Origin of the sequence: Variovorax sp. J2L1-78, from assembly GCF_030317205.1 — a bacterium.
Taxonomy (GTDB): domain Bacteria; phylum Pseudomonadota; class Gammaproteobacteria; order Burkholderiales; family Burkholderiaceae_C; genus Variovorax; species Variovorax arabinosiphilus.
Window position 1 is genome coordinate 236,201 of the sequence record NZ_JASZYB010000001.1, and the last position, 17,105, is coordinate 253,305.

Here is a 17,105-nt window from a genome sequence, read left to right on the forward strand (position 1 = left end):
CAGCTGCTACCGAGCATATCGACGCGCGGTTTGCGCCAACGATGTCCAATTCCGCTCTGCGAGATTCACAGCATCGGGTTGAACTCGCTCTGGCGCTCTACCACCTTATGCAAGGCCCACCACGATGGCTCCACTCTGGGACAGCCGCCTCCCGCAGCCTTATCAACTGGGTCTAGCGTCCGTGCCGCGCTCACGCCAGCTGTCTTCAACAGAAGATCTAGTCTTTGTGCTCGGTAAAACTAGCGCACCACTCCCACGCCTCTTTCGGAACACCTCGACGATCAGCCATTCATGATCCGAGCAAAGAGGGGCTGGTGCAGCCAACGCGGGGTTGCCCACACCATTGCCACGGCCGCCTTGTTGTTGATGCCCGGAACGATGCTGATACGCCCCGCGTTTAGCGCACGAATGCCGGCGCGCACCACCGGTTCGGGCTTCATCATCAAGAATTTGAGGGCGAAGGTGACCTTCTGTTTCGCGGCTTGAGCGAAGCCCGTGTCGGACATGCCCGGGCACAGCGACGTGACCGTCACGCCGTCGCGCTTGAACTCACGGTGCAGGGCATCGCCGAGGCGCAGGACATAGGCCTTGGCCGCTCCATACACCGCCATGTCTTCCACCCCGTAGTGAGCCAGCAGACTCGCGACCAGCAGGATTTTTCCGTGTCCGCGAGCACGCATGTCCTGACCGAAGACGCGGGTCATGGCCGTAAGGCTGGCAATGTCCAATTGCACCATGTCCAGCGTAGCCGCCAGAGGCGTGTCGAGGAACGCACCCTGCAGGCCATGACCCGCATTGTTGATCAGGATCTCCACGGTGACTCCCTGACCACGTAGGCGCTCGTGCAGCGCGGGGATGGCCTCCATGTCCGAGAGGTCGACCTGCTCCACCACAACCTGAACGCCGTAGGCTTGCTGGAGCTTCTTGGCCAGCGTTTGAAGGAGGTCGAGCCGGCGCGCCACCAGCACAAGTGGATGCCCCTTAGCTGCATACTGCCGTGCGAACTCTTCGCCAAACCCGCTGGATGCGCCGGTGACGAGCACCCAAGAATCGCCGTTGGTTGTCATGAAATTTCTTCCTTTTTTAAGCCGATGAATCTGCTGCCGGAGGTCGGAATTTCTGTCTTCAGTCGAGACTAAGAGTCCAGCGGTCTTTAATATAGCAGACCGACGGTCTCCTAAACGAGTTGTCACCTGGATCAGTCCATGAATCTCCCAACCACGTACGTTCGAGCCCGCTCGGCAGAGCAGAAGGAAGAGCGCCGTCGCCACCTGCTGGTCACGGCTAGGCTGATGCTGAGCGACACCCCAAAGCTTCTTGATCTCGGCCTCAATGAACTGGCCCGCACGGCGGGGATGACGAAGTCAAACGTGTACCGCTATTTCGAGAGCGTTGAAGCTGTGCTGATGGACGTGCTCGTCGAGGAGTTCGTCGGGTGGCAGCTTGAGTTGCGCGCGGCGCTGGCTCGGCGGAAGTTGAAGGTGACGGCAGAACACATTGCTTGGGCGTTCTCAGAGACCATCGCTGCTCGGCCTCTGCTGTGCCGGCTGACGAGCATCTTGCCGTCCATTCTTGAGCGGAACGTATCGCTGGAACGCATGGTCGGGTTCAAGCGCAACCTCCTCGCCGTCCAGCAGCAAGCCGCCCTCGACTTTCATTCGAGCCATCCTGCCATGTCCGTGCGTGCTTTCGAGCAATTGATACGGCATGCTCTGCCGCTGCTCATTGGATTGTGGCCACTCAGTCATCCTTCCGAGGTTTCAGCGCAGGTGCTGGTCCAGCCTGGGCTTGAAAGCCTGCGTTATGAATTTCGCAGCGACTTCGAGCGCGGCCTGCTGACTTTGCTGGGCGGCCTGGCCACGGTTCAGGAGCCCAGCGGTTGAGTCGGCGACCGCCATGTGGCATCGGAAGAAAGCGCAGCTGTCGACAAGGCCTTCAGCGCGAACAGCGCGTTAAAGCTGTTGACGTTGACATCCGCAAAGCCAAGCTCTTCGGAGGTTGCATCGGCCCCACTGCGAATCTCCCTGGTACAGGCTCCTGGTGCACTTGCTCACGACGATGAACACCGGTCAAGGCTGCTGGCCACGCGCTCAGCCTGCGTTAGCGCTCAGGGCGGCTTGGCGATGCTCATAGACCTGCAGATGACAGTACGCGGAACGCGTGAGCGGGCTGTCGATGCCGCGGCGTTTCGCACGCTCCAGCATGTCGCCCACAATCGCCTTGGATTCCAGCCGCGGCGAACCCGAGGCGATGTCACGCATCATCGAGGCCGCCCAGGTCGATCGAGCATCCAGGAGGCGTCCTTCGAGTCGCTGGACGTCTGCTTCGGACAGGGCATGACCCTCTGCGGCGGCCACCGCCCGGCATTCGGCCATCGCCTGGCGCATGAGCACAGCACCGTCCTCGGTGGCGAGGATGTCGCCAACGCTCCCCCGCATGAGGCAGTTCATCATCGCGCCCGAGGCTAGCATCACCCATTTGTTCCACAACGCACCGGTGATCTCCGGTGACAGGATGCGCGAACCGGGCGACTGCGCGATGAGTGCATGGAGGCGGTGGGCGGTGCCGACTGTCAATTCCGACCGTGCACCCGTCACGACCGCGTCCATGGGGCCCGCGTGATGAACGATGCCATCGGCGTCGAGCGTGAGTGCGATGTAGGCAACACCGCCAAGCACTCGCTCCCGTCCGAAGCGCGCATCCAGTTCGTCATACACGGAGAGCCCGTTCATGAACGGGAGCAGGGCAGTCGAAGGCCCAATGGCTGCGTGCACATCCGTCAACGCGGCCTGCAGGTCGTAGGCCTTGCAGCTTAGGACGATCAGGTCGTACACCGGCGCCAGGGCGCTCGTGGTCACCGCGACCACCGGGGCGCTGAAATCCCCCAGCTCGCTCCTGACCTGCAGCCCGTGCGCGGCCAGCTGCTGCGCACGCCTCGGGCGTACCAGGAAGTTCACATCCGCACCGGCCTGGATCAGCCTGGCCCCGTAATAGCCACCGATGGCGCCCGCGCCGACGACAAGAATCTTCATGCATTTGCTCCTGGATGAGGGGGCGTGGATGTCCCTTGAACGCCGTTGGGGAGGGAAGAAGGACCGCTCGACCAGCCGCGTGCGCCGATCGACCAGAGGATGCACAGCCCGTAGAACGCCATGGCCGCAGCGCCGATGGCGAAGAAGGCCGTCAGGGAGCCGCCCACATGGAGCCACGCCCCGCCCAGCCCCGCGAAGAGGCCCAGCCGCACGAACCCTGCAAGCAAGGGCCACTTGAGTCGGCCAGCGCCCTGGGAGGCGAAGTAGAGCGAGAAGCCCAGCGCGAAGAAGCCATAGAAGGGACCGACGATGCGAAGGTAATGCGCGCCCGTCTGCAGCAGCGCTTCCTCGGTGCCAAAAAGCCTGAGCCAGGCCTCGGGCCACAGTGCCGCCATCAGCCCGATGCTCTCCCCGAGCGCGAAGGCGATCGCCCCGCCGGTGAGGGCGATGCGACGCGCGCGGACATGCTGGCCGGCACCAATATTGGCGCTCACCAGCGCGACCATCGGCGCGCCGAGTCCGAAGGCGATGGGCATCAGCAGGTACTCGAGGCGCGCGGCGGTCGCGTAGCCGGCAAGCGCCTGGGTCCCCGCGTAGGTACCAACGATGGCTGTCGTGAGTGCGATGAGCCCGTTGGTCAGCACCGGGTTCAGGCAGGCAAGGCCACCGACCTCCAGGATGCGTCGCATCGGTGCCCACCGAAGCACGCCGAGCGAGAGACGGGCTGGGTTTCGGCCACTGCAGCAGTACCAGCCCAGAATCGCCGTGCCGGCGGCGTAGTACCCCAGCAGCGCGTAGGCACCACCGACCACCCCCAGTGCAGGAACGGGTCCGAATCCGAAGATCAGCAACGCGCAAAGCGGCACCAGCAGAAGCGCTCCGCCGCAGATGACGGCCCCTGGCATCAGCATGTTGCCCGTCCCCCGGATCACGCTGGCCAGCGCGTTCATGGTCCACATGAGCGTCAGTCCCGCGAACAGTACGTGTCCGTAATCGCTCGCCGCCGTCAGCGCCTGGGCCCTCGCGCCCAGAAACTCGAACAGCGCAGTGCTCGCCAGCAGCAGGACCACGGTGAAGACACCGCCGATGGCCGCGCTGAGCGCCACAGCATGGCGCGCCAGCGAATCGGCCAGCGGTCCGTCGCCAGCGCCAAGCGCCCGGGCGACGGCCGACGAGATGCCGCCGCCCATCGCACCCTGCGACATGTTTTGCATCAGCATGAGGATCGGCACCACCACCGCAACACCTGCGAGGACGTTGGTGCCGAGCTTGGCGAGGAACCACATCTCCACCAGGCCGGTGGAAGACTGGGCGAGCATCATGAGCATGTTCGGCCAGCTCATGCGAAGCAGGGTTGCAAACACCGGCGCCTCGAGCATGCCGCGCAGCCTCGGGTTGACGCTTGAGAACTGCGCTGCGGATCGGGAGGCCGGCATGATGGTGAGGACCAGGAACGGACCTCGTTCACTGGCCGGTACGTGAAATGAACTTGAATATACTTGCACATGCCAATATCTGCAGGCACCCCGCGCTTAGGTCGGGCAGTGCTGCGGCAGAATGCAAGCACGTCATGCCATCACCATTGCTCAGCGCCAAAGATCCGCTTGTTTGCAATGGCTCTGCCTTGCGCAAGGCCACCCGACGTATCACTCAGCTCTACGACGCAGTCCTCGCGCCGAGCGGGATCAGCGTGTCGCAGCGCTCCGTGCTGGTTCACGTCGAGCGGGCCGGGACGCCCACCATGACGCAGCTCGCCCATGCCATGGTCCTGGATCGCTCTGCGTTGGCTCACAACCTCCGGCCGCTCGAGCGCGATGGCTATCTCGTGCAGCGCCGCGACGCGGTCGATGGACGCAGCCGGCGCGTGGCATTGACCGAGGCCGGGCGTGCCAAGCTTGCGGAATCCAACCGCCTCTGGCGCATGGCACAGAACCGTTTCGAAGTGGTTTACGGCGCACAGCGCGCAGCCGACTTGCGGGCCGCCCTGGCGGAGATTTTTTCAGAGGAGTTCGCCGAGGCGTTCCGCCAATCCGACGCCGCAGCCCCCAATGCTCGCTAGCCGGGCAAACCGGCGCGACGTTCACGACGCAGGGGAGCTACGAGCCGGCGCGTCGCTCGCCAGGATCTCACCGCGACATTCGCCAAAGCCGATGCGCGCATAGCCGGGCTTGTGGCACCAGCCCTTGAGAATCACGGCGTCGCCATCGGCCAGGAAACTGCGCGTCTCACCGTTTTCCAGTGCGAGCGGCGCCACCCCGCCACGGGCGAGCTCGATCAGCGCGCCGGCCTCTGCGGCGCCCGGGCCCGAGACGGTCCCGCTGCCCAGCAGATCGCCGGCCCGCAGATTGCACCCGCCGGCCGTGTGGTGGGCGATCATCTGCGCAATGCTCCAGTACTGGTGCCTGAAACTGGTGGCGGACAGCCGCTGCGGAGCACCGCCTCGTGCGCGATCGGCAGCGGTCTCGAGCAGCACCTCCAACTGCACATCGAAGGCTCCGCGCTGCCGGACGGGTTCTGCGTCGAGGTGGGCGAGCGGCTGGGGCTCGTTGGCAGCACGGCACCATGGCAGCCGATAGGGCGCCAGCGCCTCCATGGTGACGATCCATGGAGACAGCGTGGTCGCGAAGTTCTTGGCCTGGAACGGTCCGAGCGGCGTGGATTCCCAGCGCTGGATATCTCGGGCGGACCAATCGTTCAGAAGGCAGAGGCCAAACGCATGGCCATCGGCATCGGCAACGCCGATCGGCTCGCCAAGCGTGTTGCCCGTGCCGATGTAGATGCCCAGCTCCAACTCGTAGTCCAGGCGCTGCGACGGGCCGTACACAGGTGTCGTTGCCCCCGGCGCCAGCCACTGCCCTCGCGGTCGGCGGATCCGCTCGCCAGAAAGGCCGATGCTGGAGACGCGACCGTGATAGGCAATGGGCATCCAGCGGAAATTGGCAGACAGCGGATCGTCAGGGCGGTAGAGCCGTCCAATGTTCAGCGCGTGGTCCACCGAGGTGTAGAAATCCGTGTAGTCGCCAATGACCACCGGCAGAGCGTGCTGTGCCCCGGCCCGCGGTACCAAGCACGTCTCGCAGGCAAGGCGTGCACCCGCTGGCGCATCGTCGCGGAGTAGCGCGAAGACCCCATGACGCAGAGCGCGCCAAGCCGGCCGGCCCATCCCGAGCAGTGCATTCAGGCTGGGTTGCGAAGCGGCCCGCGCCGCCTGGGCCGCAAGCCCCTTCAGCAGCGAGCCGTCCGATAGCGCCGCGAGGTCCAGGATCCGGTCGCCGATGGCGATGCCGCCGCGAAACGCACCCTCGGCGCCGGCCGGCTTGAAAACCGACAAGGGCAGGTTCTGCAGCGGGAAATCGCTCATCGGTCCGGCCGAGCGCACCCAGCTTCGGGCCGACCCGTCGTGCGTGTGATCCAGCTCAGTCATACGCACCGCGCGCCGCACGACGGCTCAGCAGCACACGGCGCTGACGCAGATCCTCGATGACTGCCGGGTCGACATGGCGCTCCGTCAGCAACTCCACGTTGTGCTCTCCCTGAAAGGCCGGAATTCCTGGGGCGGGAAGCTTCGATTCGCTGAACCGCCAAGGCGCTCCAGGCATGCGCATCGTGCCGCCGCCGCGGTCGTCCACTTCCACCACCGCGCCCCAGTCCTGGGCCCACTCCGACTGTGCGAGGTCGTTGGTCGTTCGGATGACGCCGATCGCGAGTCCGGCCTCGCTCACCTGCGCCTGCAATTGCTCCAGATCAGTGAACGTCATGATCCAGGCACGCACCTCGGCCAGCAGCACCTGAAGGTTCTGGCGGCGCAGCGGCGCACTCGCAAAGCGCGGGTCGGTCAGCAGGTCGGTGCGACGCATCATGGCGGCGTAGCGCACGAACATCGGCGAGTAGATCGGGCTCGCAGCGATCGTCACGCAGCGCCCGTCGGGCAGGGCATAGATGTGCGACTCCGGCGCGCTCAGCGCCGGCGGCTCGCCCATGGTGTCGATGCCCGAGAGTTGGGCGCCCGCGCGCTCGTTCACCGAGAGCATGGTGGCGGCCATCGACACGTCCACATGCTGACCGCGCCCCGTGCGCTCGCGTGCCTGAAGCGCTGCCAGCACGGCGATCACGCCCTGCAAGCCGGTGTAGACGTCCGCGTGGCTGCACGCGTCGTTGCGCAGCTCTGTGAGCGACTCCCCGTAGTGCTTCTGGAGAATGTCGGTCAGTCCCGTCTCGGCCTGCACGGTCGGCGCAAAGGCAGGCCGGTTGCGCCACGGTCCTGTCTGGCCATAGCCGCTCATGGAGACGTACACCGCCCGGGGATTGAAGCGATGCACGTCCTCATACCCCAGCCCGAACCGCGCCAGCGTTCCCGGCCGGAAGTTCTCCACGATCACGTCGGCATCGCGGCACAGGTCGCGCACGATCTCGCGCGCCTCGGGCCAGTTCAGGTCGAGGCTGAGGTTTCGCTTCCCGGCATTCTGCTGCGCGTAGTAGACCGACATCTGGTTGATGTGAGGCACACCCGCACGGCCGGCGTCGCCGGCCGGCGGTTCGATCTTCGTGACGTCGGCGCCCAGGTCGCGCAGCGCCTTGGTGCAATGCGGGCCGGCAAGCACCCGGGTGAAATCGATCACGCGCAGACCTGCAAGAGGAGCATCCATTTCAGTTCCCCTCAAAGACAGCCGAGCCCGGACCGGTGGCCATGAAGGCGGCAATGCCTCGGCGCTGGTCCTCGCTGGCCCACATGATGTTGTTGATGTCGGTTTGCTTCGCATCCGCGCCTGCAATGCCGTGTCGCGCCGACAGGTTGGCCAGGGTCTTGATGCCGCGCAGTGCAACGGTCGGCCCGGCCGCGAGCTGCCGTGCCCAGGACATGGATGCCGTCGGCAATTCCGACTCCGCCACCACCAGGTTGATCAGCCCCCAGCGTTCGAGCGCCACCGGATCCTGACGCCGGCCGAACATCGCCAGCTCCTTCGCGCGTGCTGGGCCGACCCGCTGGGTGACGCGTTGCACACCGCCGAGCAACGGCAAGAGGCCCAGCGAGGCTTCGGCCATGCCGAAGGAGGCCGTGTCCGCGGCCACGATCATGTCGCAGGTGACGGCCAGCTCCAGGCCACCGCCGAGCGCCGCGCCGTGCACTGCGGCCACCGTCGGGACGGCCACGTTCTCCAGCGCGTCCAGGAGTTGCTCAAGACCGGCTTGGTCGCGCCGACGGCCACCGGCGCGAAAGCCCTCGACATCCGCGCCGGCGCAGAAGTGCCGCATGCCGCTGCGCAGCAGGATCGAGCGGCAACCTTGTGCGACGGCCTGCTCGTAGGCGCCCAGCAGGCCCTGCAGCAACGCCTCGTCGATCAGGTTGTGGGGAGGTTTGGCGAGCGTGACGACGCCAACGGCGCCGTCCTTCTCATAGTGCACGATGGTCATTTGTTTCCTCTTCAATGGTTCGGGAGATGGGCGTTACTGGGGGTCGAGCTTCAGCGAGCGGGCAACCCGCACGTACTTCTCGTGCTCGTTGCGCAGGAAGGCGCTTGCTTGTGCCGGTGTCATCGGGTCGAGGCGGCGAGATGCGTTGGTCTTGATCCGCGCCTGGTTCTCCGGGCTCAGCACCCAATCGTTCATCGCGGCGGTCAGGCGTGCGACCACGGGTTCGGGCGTCTCGGGCGGCGCGAGCAGGGCAGCCCAGAGGCTGTAGTCGAAGTTCTTGAGCGCACGGCTCTCGCCAACGGTCGGCACGTCCGGCAGGGCAGGATTGCGCTGCGGGCTGGCCAGCGCGATCGGGCGCATCTTTCCGTTCTGGATCATCCCGAGCGTCGGCCCGCCCAGAGGGACGAAGGTGAGGTCTACCTGCCCCCCGGCAATGTCGGCGATGGTCGGCGCAGCCCCCTTGTACGGGACCTCCAGGAACCGCACGCCGGTTCGCGCCTGGAAGTCTGCCGCCACCAGGTGGGGCGCCGAGCCGGTGCCCCAGTGGGCGATCGAGAGCTCCTTGTTGCCGGGCTTCTTCGCATACTCGACCAGTTCGTCCACGCTCTTGAACTGGTGCGCGGCGCTGGAGACGAGCACGAAGTCGGAGATGCCCGCCACCCCCAGAAGTCTGAATGCCACCGGGTCGTACTTCGCGCTGGCGATGGTCATCGGTGCCACCAGAAAATCGATCCCGGTGGTCCCAAGCAGCGTGTAGCCATCGGGCTTGGTCCTGGAGACGAAGGACGCACTGAGCGACCCGTTGGCCCCAGGCATGCTGTCCACCACCAGCGGCTGCCCGAGACTTTGCTGCAGGACCACCGCTGCTGCGCGGATCGACACGTCGGCGGGGCCGCCGGCGGGAAAGGCCATCTTCACCACCATCGGTTTGGCGGGAAACGGCCCGGTCTGCGCGAGCCCTGCGTGACCGAGGCCACCGTAAGCGCAGGCGGCGCAGGCGCCGCGCAATAGCAAACGTCTGGACAGAGAACTCATGGATGTCTCCTGGGGTAGTTGGCTGCCAAATGTTAACGGCATTAACTTCAATCGTTTTCGGGGTAAACCCTTTCCGGCTTCGCGCACAATCGACCGATGCCATCCCCGCTGTCCACGAAGAGAAAGGCGCCACAGCCGGTGGCGTCCGCGGCGTCCTATCACCACGGTGACCTGCGCAATGCCCTGTTGCGAGAAGGCCGGCGCCTGCTCGAGGAGCGCGGCGCAGGGGAGCTCAGCCTGCGCGAATGTGCCCGACGCGTCGGGGTTTCCGAGGCTGCGCCTTCGCGTCACTTCGAGGGCAAGGAGGGACTTCTGGCGGGCATCGCGAGTGATGGCTTTCGTGAGCTCGCAGCGCAACGCATGGCGATCGCGGCCATGGAACTCAGCACGCTGGAGAAGACCCGCGAGATGTTGCTGAGCTATGTGCGCTACGCCCAGGCGAACAAGGGCCTATTCAATCTGATGGTCGGGCCCCGGATCCTGGAGACGCAGCGCCATGCCGAACTCGTCTCAGAAGGATCCAGATCCTTCAATCTTTTCTCGGAGGCGGTGGTACAGCTCGCGCGCGAGCACGGCTGGCCCAGCGAACAGCTGGAGCTGGTCGCCCACAGCGCCTGGGCCATGGAGCACGGCCTGGCCACCTTGATCCTGGGCGATCGAGCGCCGCGGGCCGACCGCCAGGTGGACCTTCAACAGATGATCGACTTCTCCATCGCGATGCTGCTCAGCGCCATCGTGGCAGGTCCGAAGGCCTTCGCTGCATCGGCGAGGCCGGGCGGCTCGAAGGCACGTTCGCGCGCTGCGCACCGGCCATCCTGACAAGCGCGGACGGGCCAAGCGCGCTGACAGCCGCAATGGACTCCTTTTCATGAAGCGCGCGTATTCCCGTACTCCACCAGGCACGAACGGATTTGATGCCCAGCGGCCCCTGCGCGCCGTTGAAGCGCCGTAAGGGCCTCACGCCCCCACCAGCCGCAACGCCTTCATTGTTTTCCTCATGCTCAGGATGGCGATCACTCGCTTGAGGTTGTAAGCCAGCACATGCAGGCTCATCTCGGTGTCTACATGCGCCAGCGTCTCCGTCAGGAAGTGCGTCGAGCCCATCCAGTGTTTCAACGTCCCGAAGACATGCTCCACGGTGCGCCGTCGTAAGGTCATGGCCTCGGGCCTCTTGTCCAGGTGCTGCTGCACACGCTCGAGCACCTCTTCATGTTCCCATCGGCGGATGCGTCGGTAGTCGTCTGTCGTGCATCGGTCTTTGATCGCGCATGTGAGGCAGGCACTGGTCCAGTAGACATGGGTGTTGAGCCCGTTCTTCTCTACGGTGCTGAACCTGTAGATGGACCGCTCGCCGCAGGGCATTGGTATTCATCGTCCTTCGGGATGTAGATGAAGTCGCTCTTGTCGAAGCGACCTGCAGCCTTGGCGCCCGAGGTCATGGGCTTGGGCACGAAGGCCGTGATGTCAGCGTCCTCGCAGGCCTTGAGCTCGGTGCTGTTGAAGTAGCCACGGTCGGCAAAGGCCTGCAGCTTCTTGGTGCCCATGGCCTCACGTGCGGCCTTGACCGCTGCAACCTTTGGCTTGATCCCTAACCGACTGAAGGTGCGGCGTATTCTTGGGCTTGCGCTGGTTTCCGCTGGCGGCGCCTTGCTGATTGCCCAACTGTGGGACATGGTCCGCTAGAGGTTCATACGCCCAGCATCCAATCGCTTTGACCGATCAAATCTCCCGCAACGACTCTGCACCGGGAGCGGTCATGCTCGGGTTGAACTCGATGACCTCATAGCTCGCGCAGCCACTCTGGACAAAAGGGTCTGCTTCGAGCACTGCTTTCAGATTGGCGCGGCTCGCCGTTCGCGTGAGGATGACGCCTCCATTCCTCGGATTTTGCCGCCCGGAGGCGATGAACAGACCCGCTTCATAGTGCCGCCTGAGCCAGGCCACATGCTGCGGCATCAGGGCATCGATCTCGGCGAGCGGTCGCAGATAGGTCAGGGTGACGATGAACATCGCTTCACCCCACAGGCTTGACCAAAGGGCCGCCTACTTTGACGGTGGCAGTGGACGTGCGGTCGCGGAGCCTTTGCCGGACCGCGCCGCGCCTCCCTGCGATGAATCATCGGCCTCTCTGCGTTGAAGCCCGCCCTCGGTACCGCCGCCGGCTGGTTTGGCGCCTTGCATGCGCGCGCGCGATTGCGCATCTGTGCCGAAGAGCTTTCCGCTGCCGTCGCTTCCTGGGGCACGTTCGCTGGTCGATGCACTCGGCTTCGGCGCACTCGTTTCCGGCGGCGCCGCGGTACCCTTCGGGTTGCCCGTCGGCTGGGCGACAGATTGCGGGGCAAGCCCCATTGCCGAGACGAAGGCGAATGCCGAAGCAAGGGATGCGAGCGTGGGGTGCTTGCGCCTCAACGCGCCGACCCGTGGCGTTGAAATTTCGGAACTCATTTGGTTTCCAAGTGCTTTTGCACCGCAGCCACGGTGGGACCCACGGCTTGCACAGCGGCCTTCAATTGCTCGGCCGTCACGCCCAGCTTCTTCGACCAGTCGCGTAACTCATAGTCTTCATGGATATTGATGCGAGTTCGGTCTTGCCCACCGGATTGGGATTTGTCGTCTGCCATGGTTTTCTCCTCTGAAAGAACGTCACCAAGCGTGCCGTCTTGCGGAATGTTGCGGCGAATGCCCTCCACGCCATGCAGGCGCGCAGGCAGCTGCTGTGGAGGGGCAGTCCCACACCGCGACGAGCCATTCGGCCTCGATAGCTTGGGTGGAGCGTTCTAAGCTTTCGGGATGGCTACCCGTTCTCCTGCAGGAGATCCTTTGGCGCGTTATTGGGCGAAGCGGGACTTCGCTGTCACGTCCGAGCCGCGCGGCGAGCGTGGTGAGAATGGGTCTTCGCTGTCCTTCGTCATCCAGAAACACGCCGCATCGCGGCTTCACTACGACTTTCGCCTGGAACTCGATGGCGTGCTCGTTTCGTGGGCGGTACCGAAGGGGCCAAGCTTCGACCCCCTGGACAAGCGGATGGCCATCCACGTGGAGGACCATCCCCTTTCCTACGGTTCTTTTGAATGAACCATTCCGCCGAAGCAGTACGGTGCCGGCACCGTCATCGTCTGGGACAACGGCACGTGGGAGCCGGTAGGCGACCCTCGTGAGGGGCTGGCCAAAGGGAAGTTGGTGTTCCGGATGCACGGGCAGAAGCTGTCGGGCCTTTGGGAGCTGGTCAAGATCGCCAAGGGGGGCGAAAAACAGGCGCCCTGGATTCTCTTCAAGAAGCGTGACGAGTTCGCTCGGCCGAAAGCTGAATTCGACGTCGTCACGGCGCTGCCGGACAGCGTTATCGCCAAGCCGCTCAAGAAGTTGCCAGCCGCGCCAGTGCACGGGCGCAAAGAAGCTGAGAGGCTGCCGGAGGGGCGGGCCGCCAAGACAGGGCGCGCAGGCGTGCCAGGCGCCGTGAAGGCGCCGATGCCTGCCACCTTGAATCCGCAACTTGCCACCCTGGCCACTGGGGTGCCGTCGGCAGGCACCTGGCTCTACGAGATCAAGTTTGACGGCTACCGCGTCATGACGCGCATCGACAAGGGCAAGGCCAAGATCATCACGCGCGGCGGGCACGACTGGTCAGACAGGATGCCGCAGCTGTTGAAGGAACTGGAGCAATTGGGGGTGAGGTCCGCCTGGCTGGATGGAGAGATTGTCGTGCTGGACGACGACGGCCTTCCAAGCTTCAACGCACTGCAAAAGGGCTTCGATCGCGGGCGCGGAAGCGAGGACATCGTGCTGTTTCTCTTCGATGCGCCGTATTTCGAAGGCTATGACCTTCGGGATGTCGAGCTGGTGTCACGGCGACAGCTGCTCAAGGCGCTTCTGGATGAACGTGGGACGGAACACGTCCGCTTCAGCGCCGACTTCGAGGCCGATCCGGCATCCATTCTGCAGTCGGCGTGCCTCATGAACTTGGAGGGCGTCATCGCCAAGCGCGTGGACTCACCCTACACGTCACGTCGTACGGAAGCCTGGCTCAAGCTCAAGTGCAAGCAGCGGCAGGAGTTCGTCGTGTGCGGCTACACCGACCGAACGGATGGGGCGGCGCAGGTGGGAAGCCTCCTGCTCGGTGTGCACGCTGCCGACGGTCAGCTCGTGTCGGTAGGCAGCGTCGGCACCGGTTGGGATGCCCAGGAAGCGGCCGACCTGAAGAATCGACTTGCCAAACTGGAGGTCGTGGACCCCCCATTTCGTGCAGGTGCCGCAAAGCCCGGACGTTGGTCGAAGCGCAAGGTCGGGAGCGAACGTTGGGTGAGGCCCGAGCTTGTCGCCGAGGTCGCTTTTGCGGAATGGACGCCCGACAACCAGATTCGGCATGCGTCCTACGTCTCGCTGCGCACCGACAAACCCGCGGCGGCCATCACCCGTGAAACGGCCAAGGCCACCGCGCAGACGGCGAAGGCAAGCGGGCGTGGGTCGACCGGTGGCATCAAGGTCAGCAACGCGGACCGTGTCATCGACGCCAGTACCGGCCTCACGAAGCTCGACCTGGTGCGTTACTACGAGTCGGTGGCCGGCTGGATACTTCCTTACCTCAAGGGGCGCCCGTGCTCGCTCGTTCGCGGGCCTGCAGGCGTCAAGGGCGAGCTGTTCTTCCAGAAGCATGACGACAAGCTGAGCATGCCGGGCGTCAAGGAATTGGACGAGAAGCTGTGGCCAGGCCACAGCGCCCTGCTGGAAGTCGGAGCCTCCCAGGCATTGGCGAGCGCGGCGCAGATGAATGTCATCGAGTTCCACACATGGAATTCAACGGCCCGAAACATCGACAAGCCCGACCGAATGGTCTTCGACCTAGACCCGGGGGAAGGGACCACCTGGGAGCATGTCCAGGAGGCAGCGCTTCTTGTCCGCACTTTGCTCGGCGAGCTTGGTCTCGAGTCGTGGCTGAAGACATCCGGTGGGAAAGGGCTGCATGTCGTCGTGCCGCTTGCACCGCGGTTGGGCTATGACACGGTCAAGGCGTTCTCGCAGGCGGTGGTGCAGCACCTGGCAAGGACGATTCCATCCCGCTTTGTCGCCAAGAGCGGGCCCTCGAACCGCGTCGGAAAGTTGTTCGTCGACTACCTGCGCAACGGACATGGCGCAACCACCGCTGCTGCGTTCTCCGCGCGTGCTCGGCCCGGCCCGGGTGTTTCCATGCCCGTCGACTGGGATCAGCTTCCGAAGCTGCGCAGCGGCGCGCAATGGACGGTCGCGACCGCCCGCGAGCATCTGTCGTTCCAGTCAATCGATCCCTGGCGGGCCTACTGGACCTCGAAGCAGGCGCTGGCTGGGCCGATGAAGATCTTGGGCTTCAAGCCTGTACGGTGAGTTCGATGTTCTCCTCCGACAGCGTGCTAACGTCGATGTCGATGAAGTTCTCCCATAACTTTGTGCGCGGAAATACATGAGTTCAACAAAGCCCAGCAGCGCGGCAGCCCCCATGTCCTTGCGGGAAAGGGAAGAGCAGCTGCGGCTGGCGATTGACGCCGCCGAGGTGGGGCTGTGGGACGTCGATGTTGCGACCAACACCTTGTACTGGCCCGCAAGAGTCAAGGCGATGTTCGGCATCTCCCCTGAAGCCGACGCGACGTTGGACGACTTCGTGGCTTGTCTGCACCCGGTCGATGCACCCGAGGTACTGCGCGCATTCGCCGCCGCTCAGGACCCAGCCATCCGCACGGTCTACGACGTTGAATACCGGACCATAGGCAAAGAAGACGGCATCGTACGTTGGGTGGCAGCCAAGGGGCGCGGCATCTTTGACGACGCCGGGCAATGCATCCGCGCGATCGGTACCGCGATCGATATCACCTTGCGCAAACAGGCCGAGGCTGTGCAAAACGCCACGCAAAGGCGGCTGGACTTGCTCAACCGTATCGAGCACGCGACGCGCCCGCTGGTGGATGCTCTCGATGTGATGCAGACGACAGCGCAGTTGCTGGGGGAACATCTTGGCGCCACGCGCTGCGCCTATGCGGACGTCGAGCCTGACAACGACCGTTTCACCATTCGCAGCGATTGGGCTCGGCCGGGCGTCCCGTCGAGCGCCGGCGTCTATTCCCTTGACCTGTTCGGCTCGCAAGCCAGAGTGAACTTGCGCAACGGACGCCACCTGGTGGTACACGACGTCGACCGTGAGCTCGGCGATGACGATGGGGGCAGCATGTTCAACGCCATCGGCATCAAGGCCATCGTGTGCGCCGGCTTGGTCAAAGGCGGGCGACTGGTGGCAATGATGGCTATCCACCAGTCTGTCCCCAGGCAATGGTCCGAGGAAGACCTCCGGGTGATCACAGAGGTGGTGGAGCGTTGCTGGACGCACATCGAACGTGTGCGCGACGCGGCCATGCTGCGTGAGCAGGACCGCCGCAAGGACGAGTTCCTAGTGACACTGGCGCACGAGCTACGCAATCCCATCGCGCCGATGTTGTACGCCATCGCCCTCATGAAGAGAGAGCAAGATCCCTCGCGGCTGGCACGCCGAATCGACGTCATCGAACGGCAGGCGGCTCACATGGTTCGCCTGGTCGACGACCTGCTCGATGTCTCCCGCATCAACCGAGGCCTTGTGGAATTGAAGCGCGAGCTGATCGACATCGCGCCGTTGCTGGTCCAGGCTGTCGAGGCGGCGACGCCGGCATTGGAAGGGAGCCGTCATCGGCTCACCCTGCAATTGCCTGGCATGACTGCGCCAGTGAATGCCGACCCGGCTCGCCTGGTTCAAGTTGTGACGAACCTGCTGAACAACGCGGCAAAGTACACGCCTGACGAGGGAGACATTCGGCTGTCGTCCTGGGTCGAGGGTTCGTTGGTAGTGATCGAGCTGGAGGACAACGGCCTGGGTATTCCGCCGGAAGATCAGGTCCGGCTGTTCGATCTGTTCACGCAGCTGCCCCACACCGGACAAAAGGCGCACGGCGGACTCGGGATCGGTCTGTCGCTCGTCAAGAGTCTGGTCGAGATGCACGACGGCAGGGTGACCGTGCGCAGCGGCGGGCTGAACCAAGGCAGCACCTTTCGCATCGAGCTGCCTTTGGCCGTCTCCTTGGCCGCACGCCAAACGGTGACGCAGGCGGCCGCAGCGGGAAACTGCGGTCGGGTGCTGATCGTCGAGGACAACCTTGACGGCCTGCGCACCCTGATGGAGCTGTTGCAGTCGAATGGGCACACCGTCCTGGGCGTCCCCGACGGGCCGGCGGCACTGCGCGTTGCAGGAGAGTGGCAGCCCGACCTTGCGTTGCTCGACTTGGGCTTACCTTTGATGGACGGTTACGAAGTTGCCGCGCGACTGCGCAGCGATCTGGGTCTGAAGGACACCCGGATCGTGGCGCTCACCGGCTGGGGCACCGAGCAGGACCGGGCCAAGACGACCGCCGCGGGCTTTCATGCGCACCTGACGAAGCCGGTCGCGCCCGAGAGGCTTCTGCAACTCATCGACGATTTATTGAGGCCTCGCGACGCCGATCCGCACAGTCGTACCAGCCCAACTGTCGTTGGGCTCGACGCAGGGCGGGCCTAGTCACGCTGCCGGCGGGTGCACGCTTCACTTTTGGTCGCGGGCTGCGTGTCCTGACCGCGCTAGAATACTGTTATTTT

At 64.5% G+C, this 17,105-nt stretch carries 13 protein-coding genes and 2 pseudogenes; 5 read left to right on the forward strand and 10 right to left on the reverse strand.

The genetic code is table 11. The features are described 5' to 3' along the window. Positions 1 to 281 precede the first annotated feature (281 nt). Positions 282 to 1,067: an SDR family NAD(P)-dependent oxidoreductase gene (locus tag QTH86_RS01125; protein ID WP_286646497.1), complete on the reverse strand. Its 786-nt coding sequence runs from the start codon at positions 1,065 to 1,067 to the stop codon at positions 282 to 284. Between the two features lie 138 nt (positions 1,068 to 1,205). On the opposite strand from QTH86_RS01125, the gene QTH86_RS01130 reads away from it, so the two are divergent. Next, complete coding sequence (locus tag QTH86_RS01130) at positions 1,206 to 1,883, forward strand: TetR/AcrR family transcriptional regulator (RefSeq protein ID WP_286646496.1); 678 nt, start codon at positions 1,206 to 1,208, stop codon at positions 1,881 to 1,883. A 207-nt stretch (positions 1,884 to 2,090) separates the two neighbouring features. On the opposite strand, the gene QTH86_RS01135 is transcribed toward QTH86_RS01130, so the two are convergent. Together QTH86_RS01135 and QTH86_RS01140 are read right to left on the reverse strand one after the other, a co-directional pair. Then, a complete protein-coding gene (locus QTH86_RS01135) occupies positions 2,091 to 3,032 on the reverse strand; it encodes a 2-dehydropantoate 2-reductase (RefSeq protein WP_286646495.1) in 942 nt (313 codons plus the stop codon). After that, entirely contained in the window at positions 3,029 to 4,411 is a 1,383-nt protein-coding gene (locus QTH86_RS01140) for an MATE family efflux transporter (RefSeq protein WP_286646494.1), read from the reverse strand. The genes QTH86_RS01135 and QTH86_RS01140 overlap by 4 nt, the downstream gene beginning before the upstream one ends. A 191-nt stretch (positions 4,412 to 4,602) precedes the next feature. Between QTH86_RS01140 and QTH86_RS01145 the strand changes: the two genes are divergently transcribed. Beyond that, a complete protein-coding gene (locus QTH86_RS01145; protein WP_286646493.1) occupies positions 4,603 to 5,091 on the forward strand; it encodes a MarR family winged helix-turn-helix transcriptional regulator in 489 nt (162 codons plus the stop codon). A gap of 21 nt (positions 5,092 to 5,112) precedes the next feature. Here the strand turns inward: QTH86_RS01145 and fahA are convergent, their stop codons facing one another. The 4 genes from fahA to QTH86_RS01165 are packed head-to-tail and all read right to left on the reverse strand — an operon-like array spanning position 5,113 to position 9,479. Continuing rightward, a complete protein-coding gene (fahA, locus tag QTH86_RS01150; protein ID WP_286646492.1) occupies positions 5,113 to 6,456 on the reverse strand; it encodes a fumarylacetoacetase in 1,344 nt (447 codons plus the stop codon). Continuing rightward, positions 6,449 to 7,678 carry a CaiB/BaiF CoA transferase family protein gene (locus QTH86_RS01155; RefSeq protein ID WP_286646491.1) on the reverse strand — a complete coding sequence of 410 codons (1,230 nt, stop codon included), beginning with the start codon at positions 7,676 to 7,678 and terminating at the stop codon, positions 6,449 to 6,451. Before QTH86_RS01155 ends, fahA begins: the two co-directional genes overlap by 8 nt. Before the next feature lies 1 nt (position 7,679). Further along, positions 7,680 to 8,444: an enoyl-CoA hydratase/isomerase family protein gene (locus QTH86_RS01160; RefSeq protein ID WP_286646490.1), complete on the reverse strand. Its 765-nt coding sequence runs from the start codon at positions 8,442 to 8,444 to the stop codon at positions 7,680 to 7,682. Positions 8,445 to 8,477: 33 nt separating this feature from the next. Continuing rightward, positions 8,478 to 9,479: a tripartite tricarboxylate transporter substrate binding protein gene (locus QTH86_RS01165; RefSeq protein WP_286646489.1), complete on the reverse strand. Its 1,002-nt coding sequence runs from the start codon at positions 9,477 to 9,479 to the stop codon at positions 8,478 to 8,480. 96 nt (positions 9,480 to 9,575) lie between these two features. Here QTH86_RS01165 and QTH86_RS01170 point away from each other — a divergent pair, with 96 nt between their 5' ends. Continuing rightward, positions 9,576 to 10,298: a TetR/AcrR family transcriptional regulator gene (locus tag QTH86_RS01170; protein ID WP_286646488.1), complete on the forward strand. Its 723-nt coding sequence runs from the start codon at positions 9,576 to 9,578 to the stop codon at positions 10,296 to 10,298. Positions 10,299 to 10,436: 138 nt separating this feature from the next. On the opposite strand, the pseudogene QTH86_RS01175 reads toward QTH86_RS01170, so the two are convergent. The 3 genes and pseudogenes from QTH86_RS01175 to QTH86_RS01185 form a co-directional block, all read right to left on the reverse strand. Beyond that, positions 10,437 to 11,038: pseudogene (locus tag QTH86_RS01175) on the reverse strand (transposase); the annotation flags it as partial. 160 nt (positions 11,039 to 11,198) lie between these two features. Then, complete coding sequence (locus QTH86_RS01180) at positions 11,199 to 11,489, reverse strand: YciI family protein (RefSeq protein ID WP_286646487.1); 291 nt, start codon at positions 11,487 to 11,489, stop codon at positions 11,199 to 11,201. Positions 11,490 to 11,920: 431 nt separating this feature from the next. Then, positions 11,921 to 12,100 carry a DUF3606 domain-containing protein gene (locus tag QTH86_RS01185; protein WP_286646486.1) on the reverse strand — a complete coding sequence of 60 codons (180 nt, stop codon included), beginning with the start codon at positions 12,098 to 12,100 and terminating at the stop codon, positions 11,921 to 11,923. A 169-nt stretch (positions 12,101 to 12,269) separates the two neighbouring features. On the opposite strand from QTH86_RS01185, the pseudogene ligD reads away from it, so the two are divergent. Both ligD and QTH86_RS01195 read left to right on the forward strand, forming a co-directional pair. Then, positions 12,270 to 14,837 (forward strand): annotated as a pseudogene (ligD, locus tag QTH86_RS01190) (DNA ligase D). Positions 14,838 to 14,949: 112 nt separating this feature from the next. Next, the gene (locus QTH86_RS01195; protein ID WP_286646485.1) at positions 14,950 to 17,028 is read left to right on the forward strand and encodes a hybrid sensor histidine kinase/response regulator; all 2,079 of its coding nucleotides are present in this window, start codon (positions 14,950 to 14,952) and stop codon (positions 17,026 to 17,028) included. Positions 17,029 to 17,105 lie beyond the last annotated feature (77 nt).

Coding starts and splice junctions, on each gene's coding strand:
- QTH86_RS01155 (WP_286646491.1), bottom strand. CDS start 7,678: ATGGATGCTCCTCTTGCAGGTCTGCGCGTGATCGATTTCACCCGGGTG.
- fahA (WP_286646492.1), bottom strand. CDS start 6,456: ATGACTGAGCTGGATCACACGCACGACGGGTCGGCCCGAAGCTGGGTG.
- QTH86_RS01160 (WP_286646490.1), bottom strand. CDS start 8,444: ATGACCATCGTGCACTATGAGAAGGACGGCGCCGTTGGCGTCGTCACG.
- QTH86_RS01140 (WP_286646494.1), bottom strand. CDS start 4,411: ATGCTCGAGGCGCCGGTGTTTGCAACCCTGCTTCGCATGAGCTGGCCG.
- QTH86_RS01130 (WP_286646496.1), top strand. CDS start 1,206: ATGAATCTCCCAACCACGTACGTTCGAGCCCGCTCGGCAGAGCAGAAG.
- QTH86_RS01170 (WP_286646488.1), top strand. CDS start 9,576: ATGCCATCCCCGCTGTCCACGAAGAGAAAGGCGCCACAGCCGGTGGCG.
- QTH86_RS01135 (WP_286646495.1), bottom strand. CDS start 3,032: ATGAAGATTCTTGTCGTCGGCGCGGGCGCCATCGGTGGCTATTACGGG.
- QTH86_RS01145 (WP_286646493.1), top strand. CDS start 4,603: ATGCCATCACCATTGCTCAGCGCCAAAGATCCGCTTGTTTGCAATGGC.
- QTH86_RS01185 (WP_286646486.1), bottom strand. CDS start 12,100: ATGGCAGACGACAAATCCCAATCCGGTGGGCAAGACCGAACTCGCATC.
- QTH86_RS01180 (WP_286646487.1), bottom strand. CDS start 11,489: ATGTTCATCGTCACCCTGACCTATCTGCGACCGCTCGCCGAGATCGAT.
- QTH86_RS01125 (WP_286646497.1), bottom strand. CDS start 1,067: ATGACAACCAACGGCGATTCTTGGGTGCTCGTCACCGGCGCATCCAGC.
- QTH86_RS01165 (WP_286646489.1), bottom strand. CDS start 9,479: ATGAGTTCTCTGTCCAGACGTTTGCTATTGCGCGGCGCCTGCGCCGCC.
- QTH86_RS01195 (WP_286646485.1), top strand. CDS start 14,950: ATGTCCTTGCGGGAAAGGGAAGAGCAGCTGCGGCTGGCGATTGACGCC.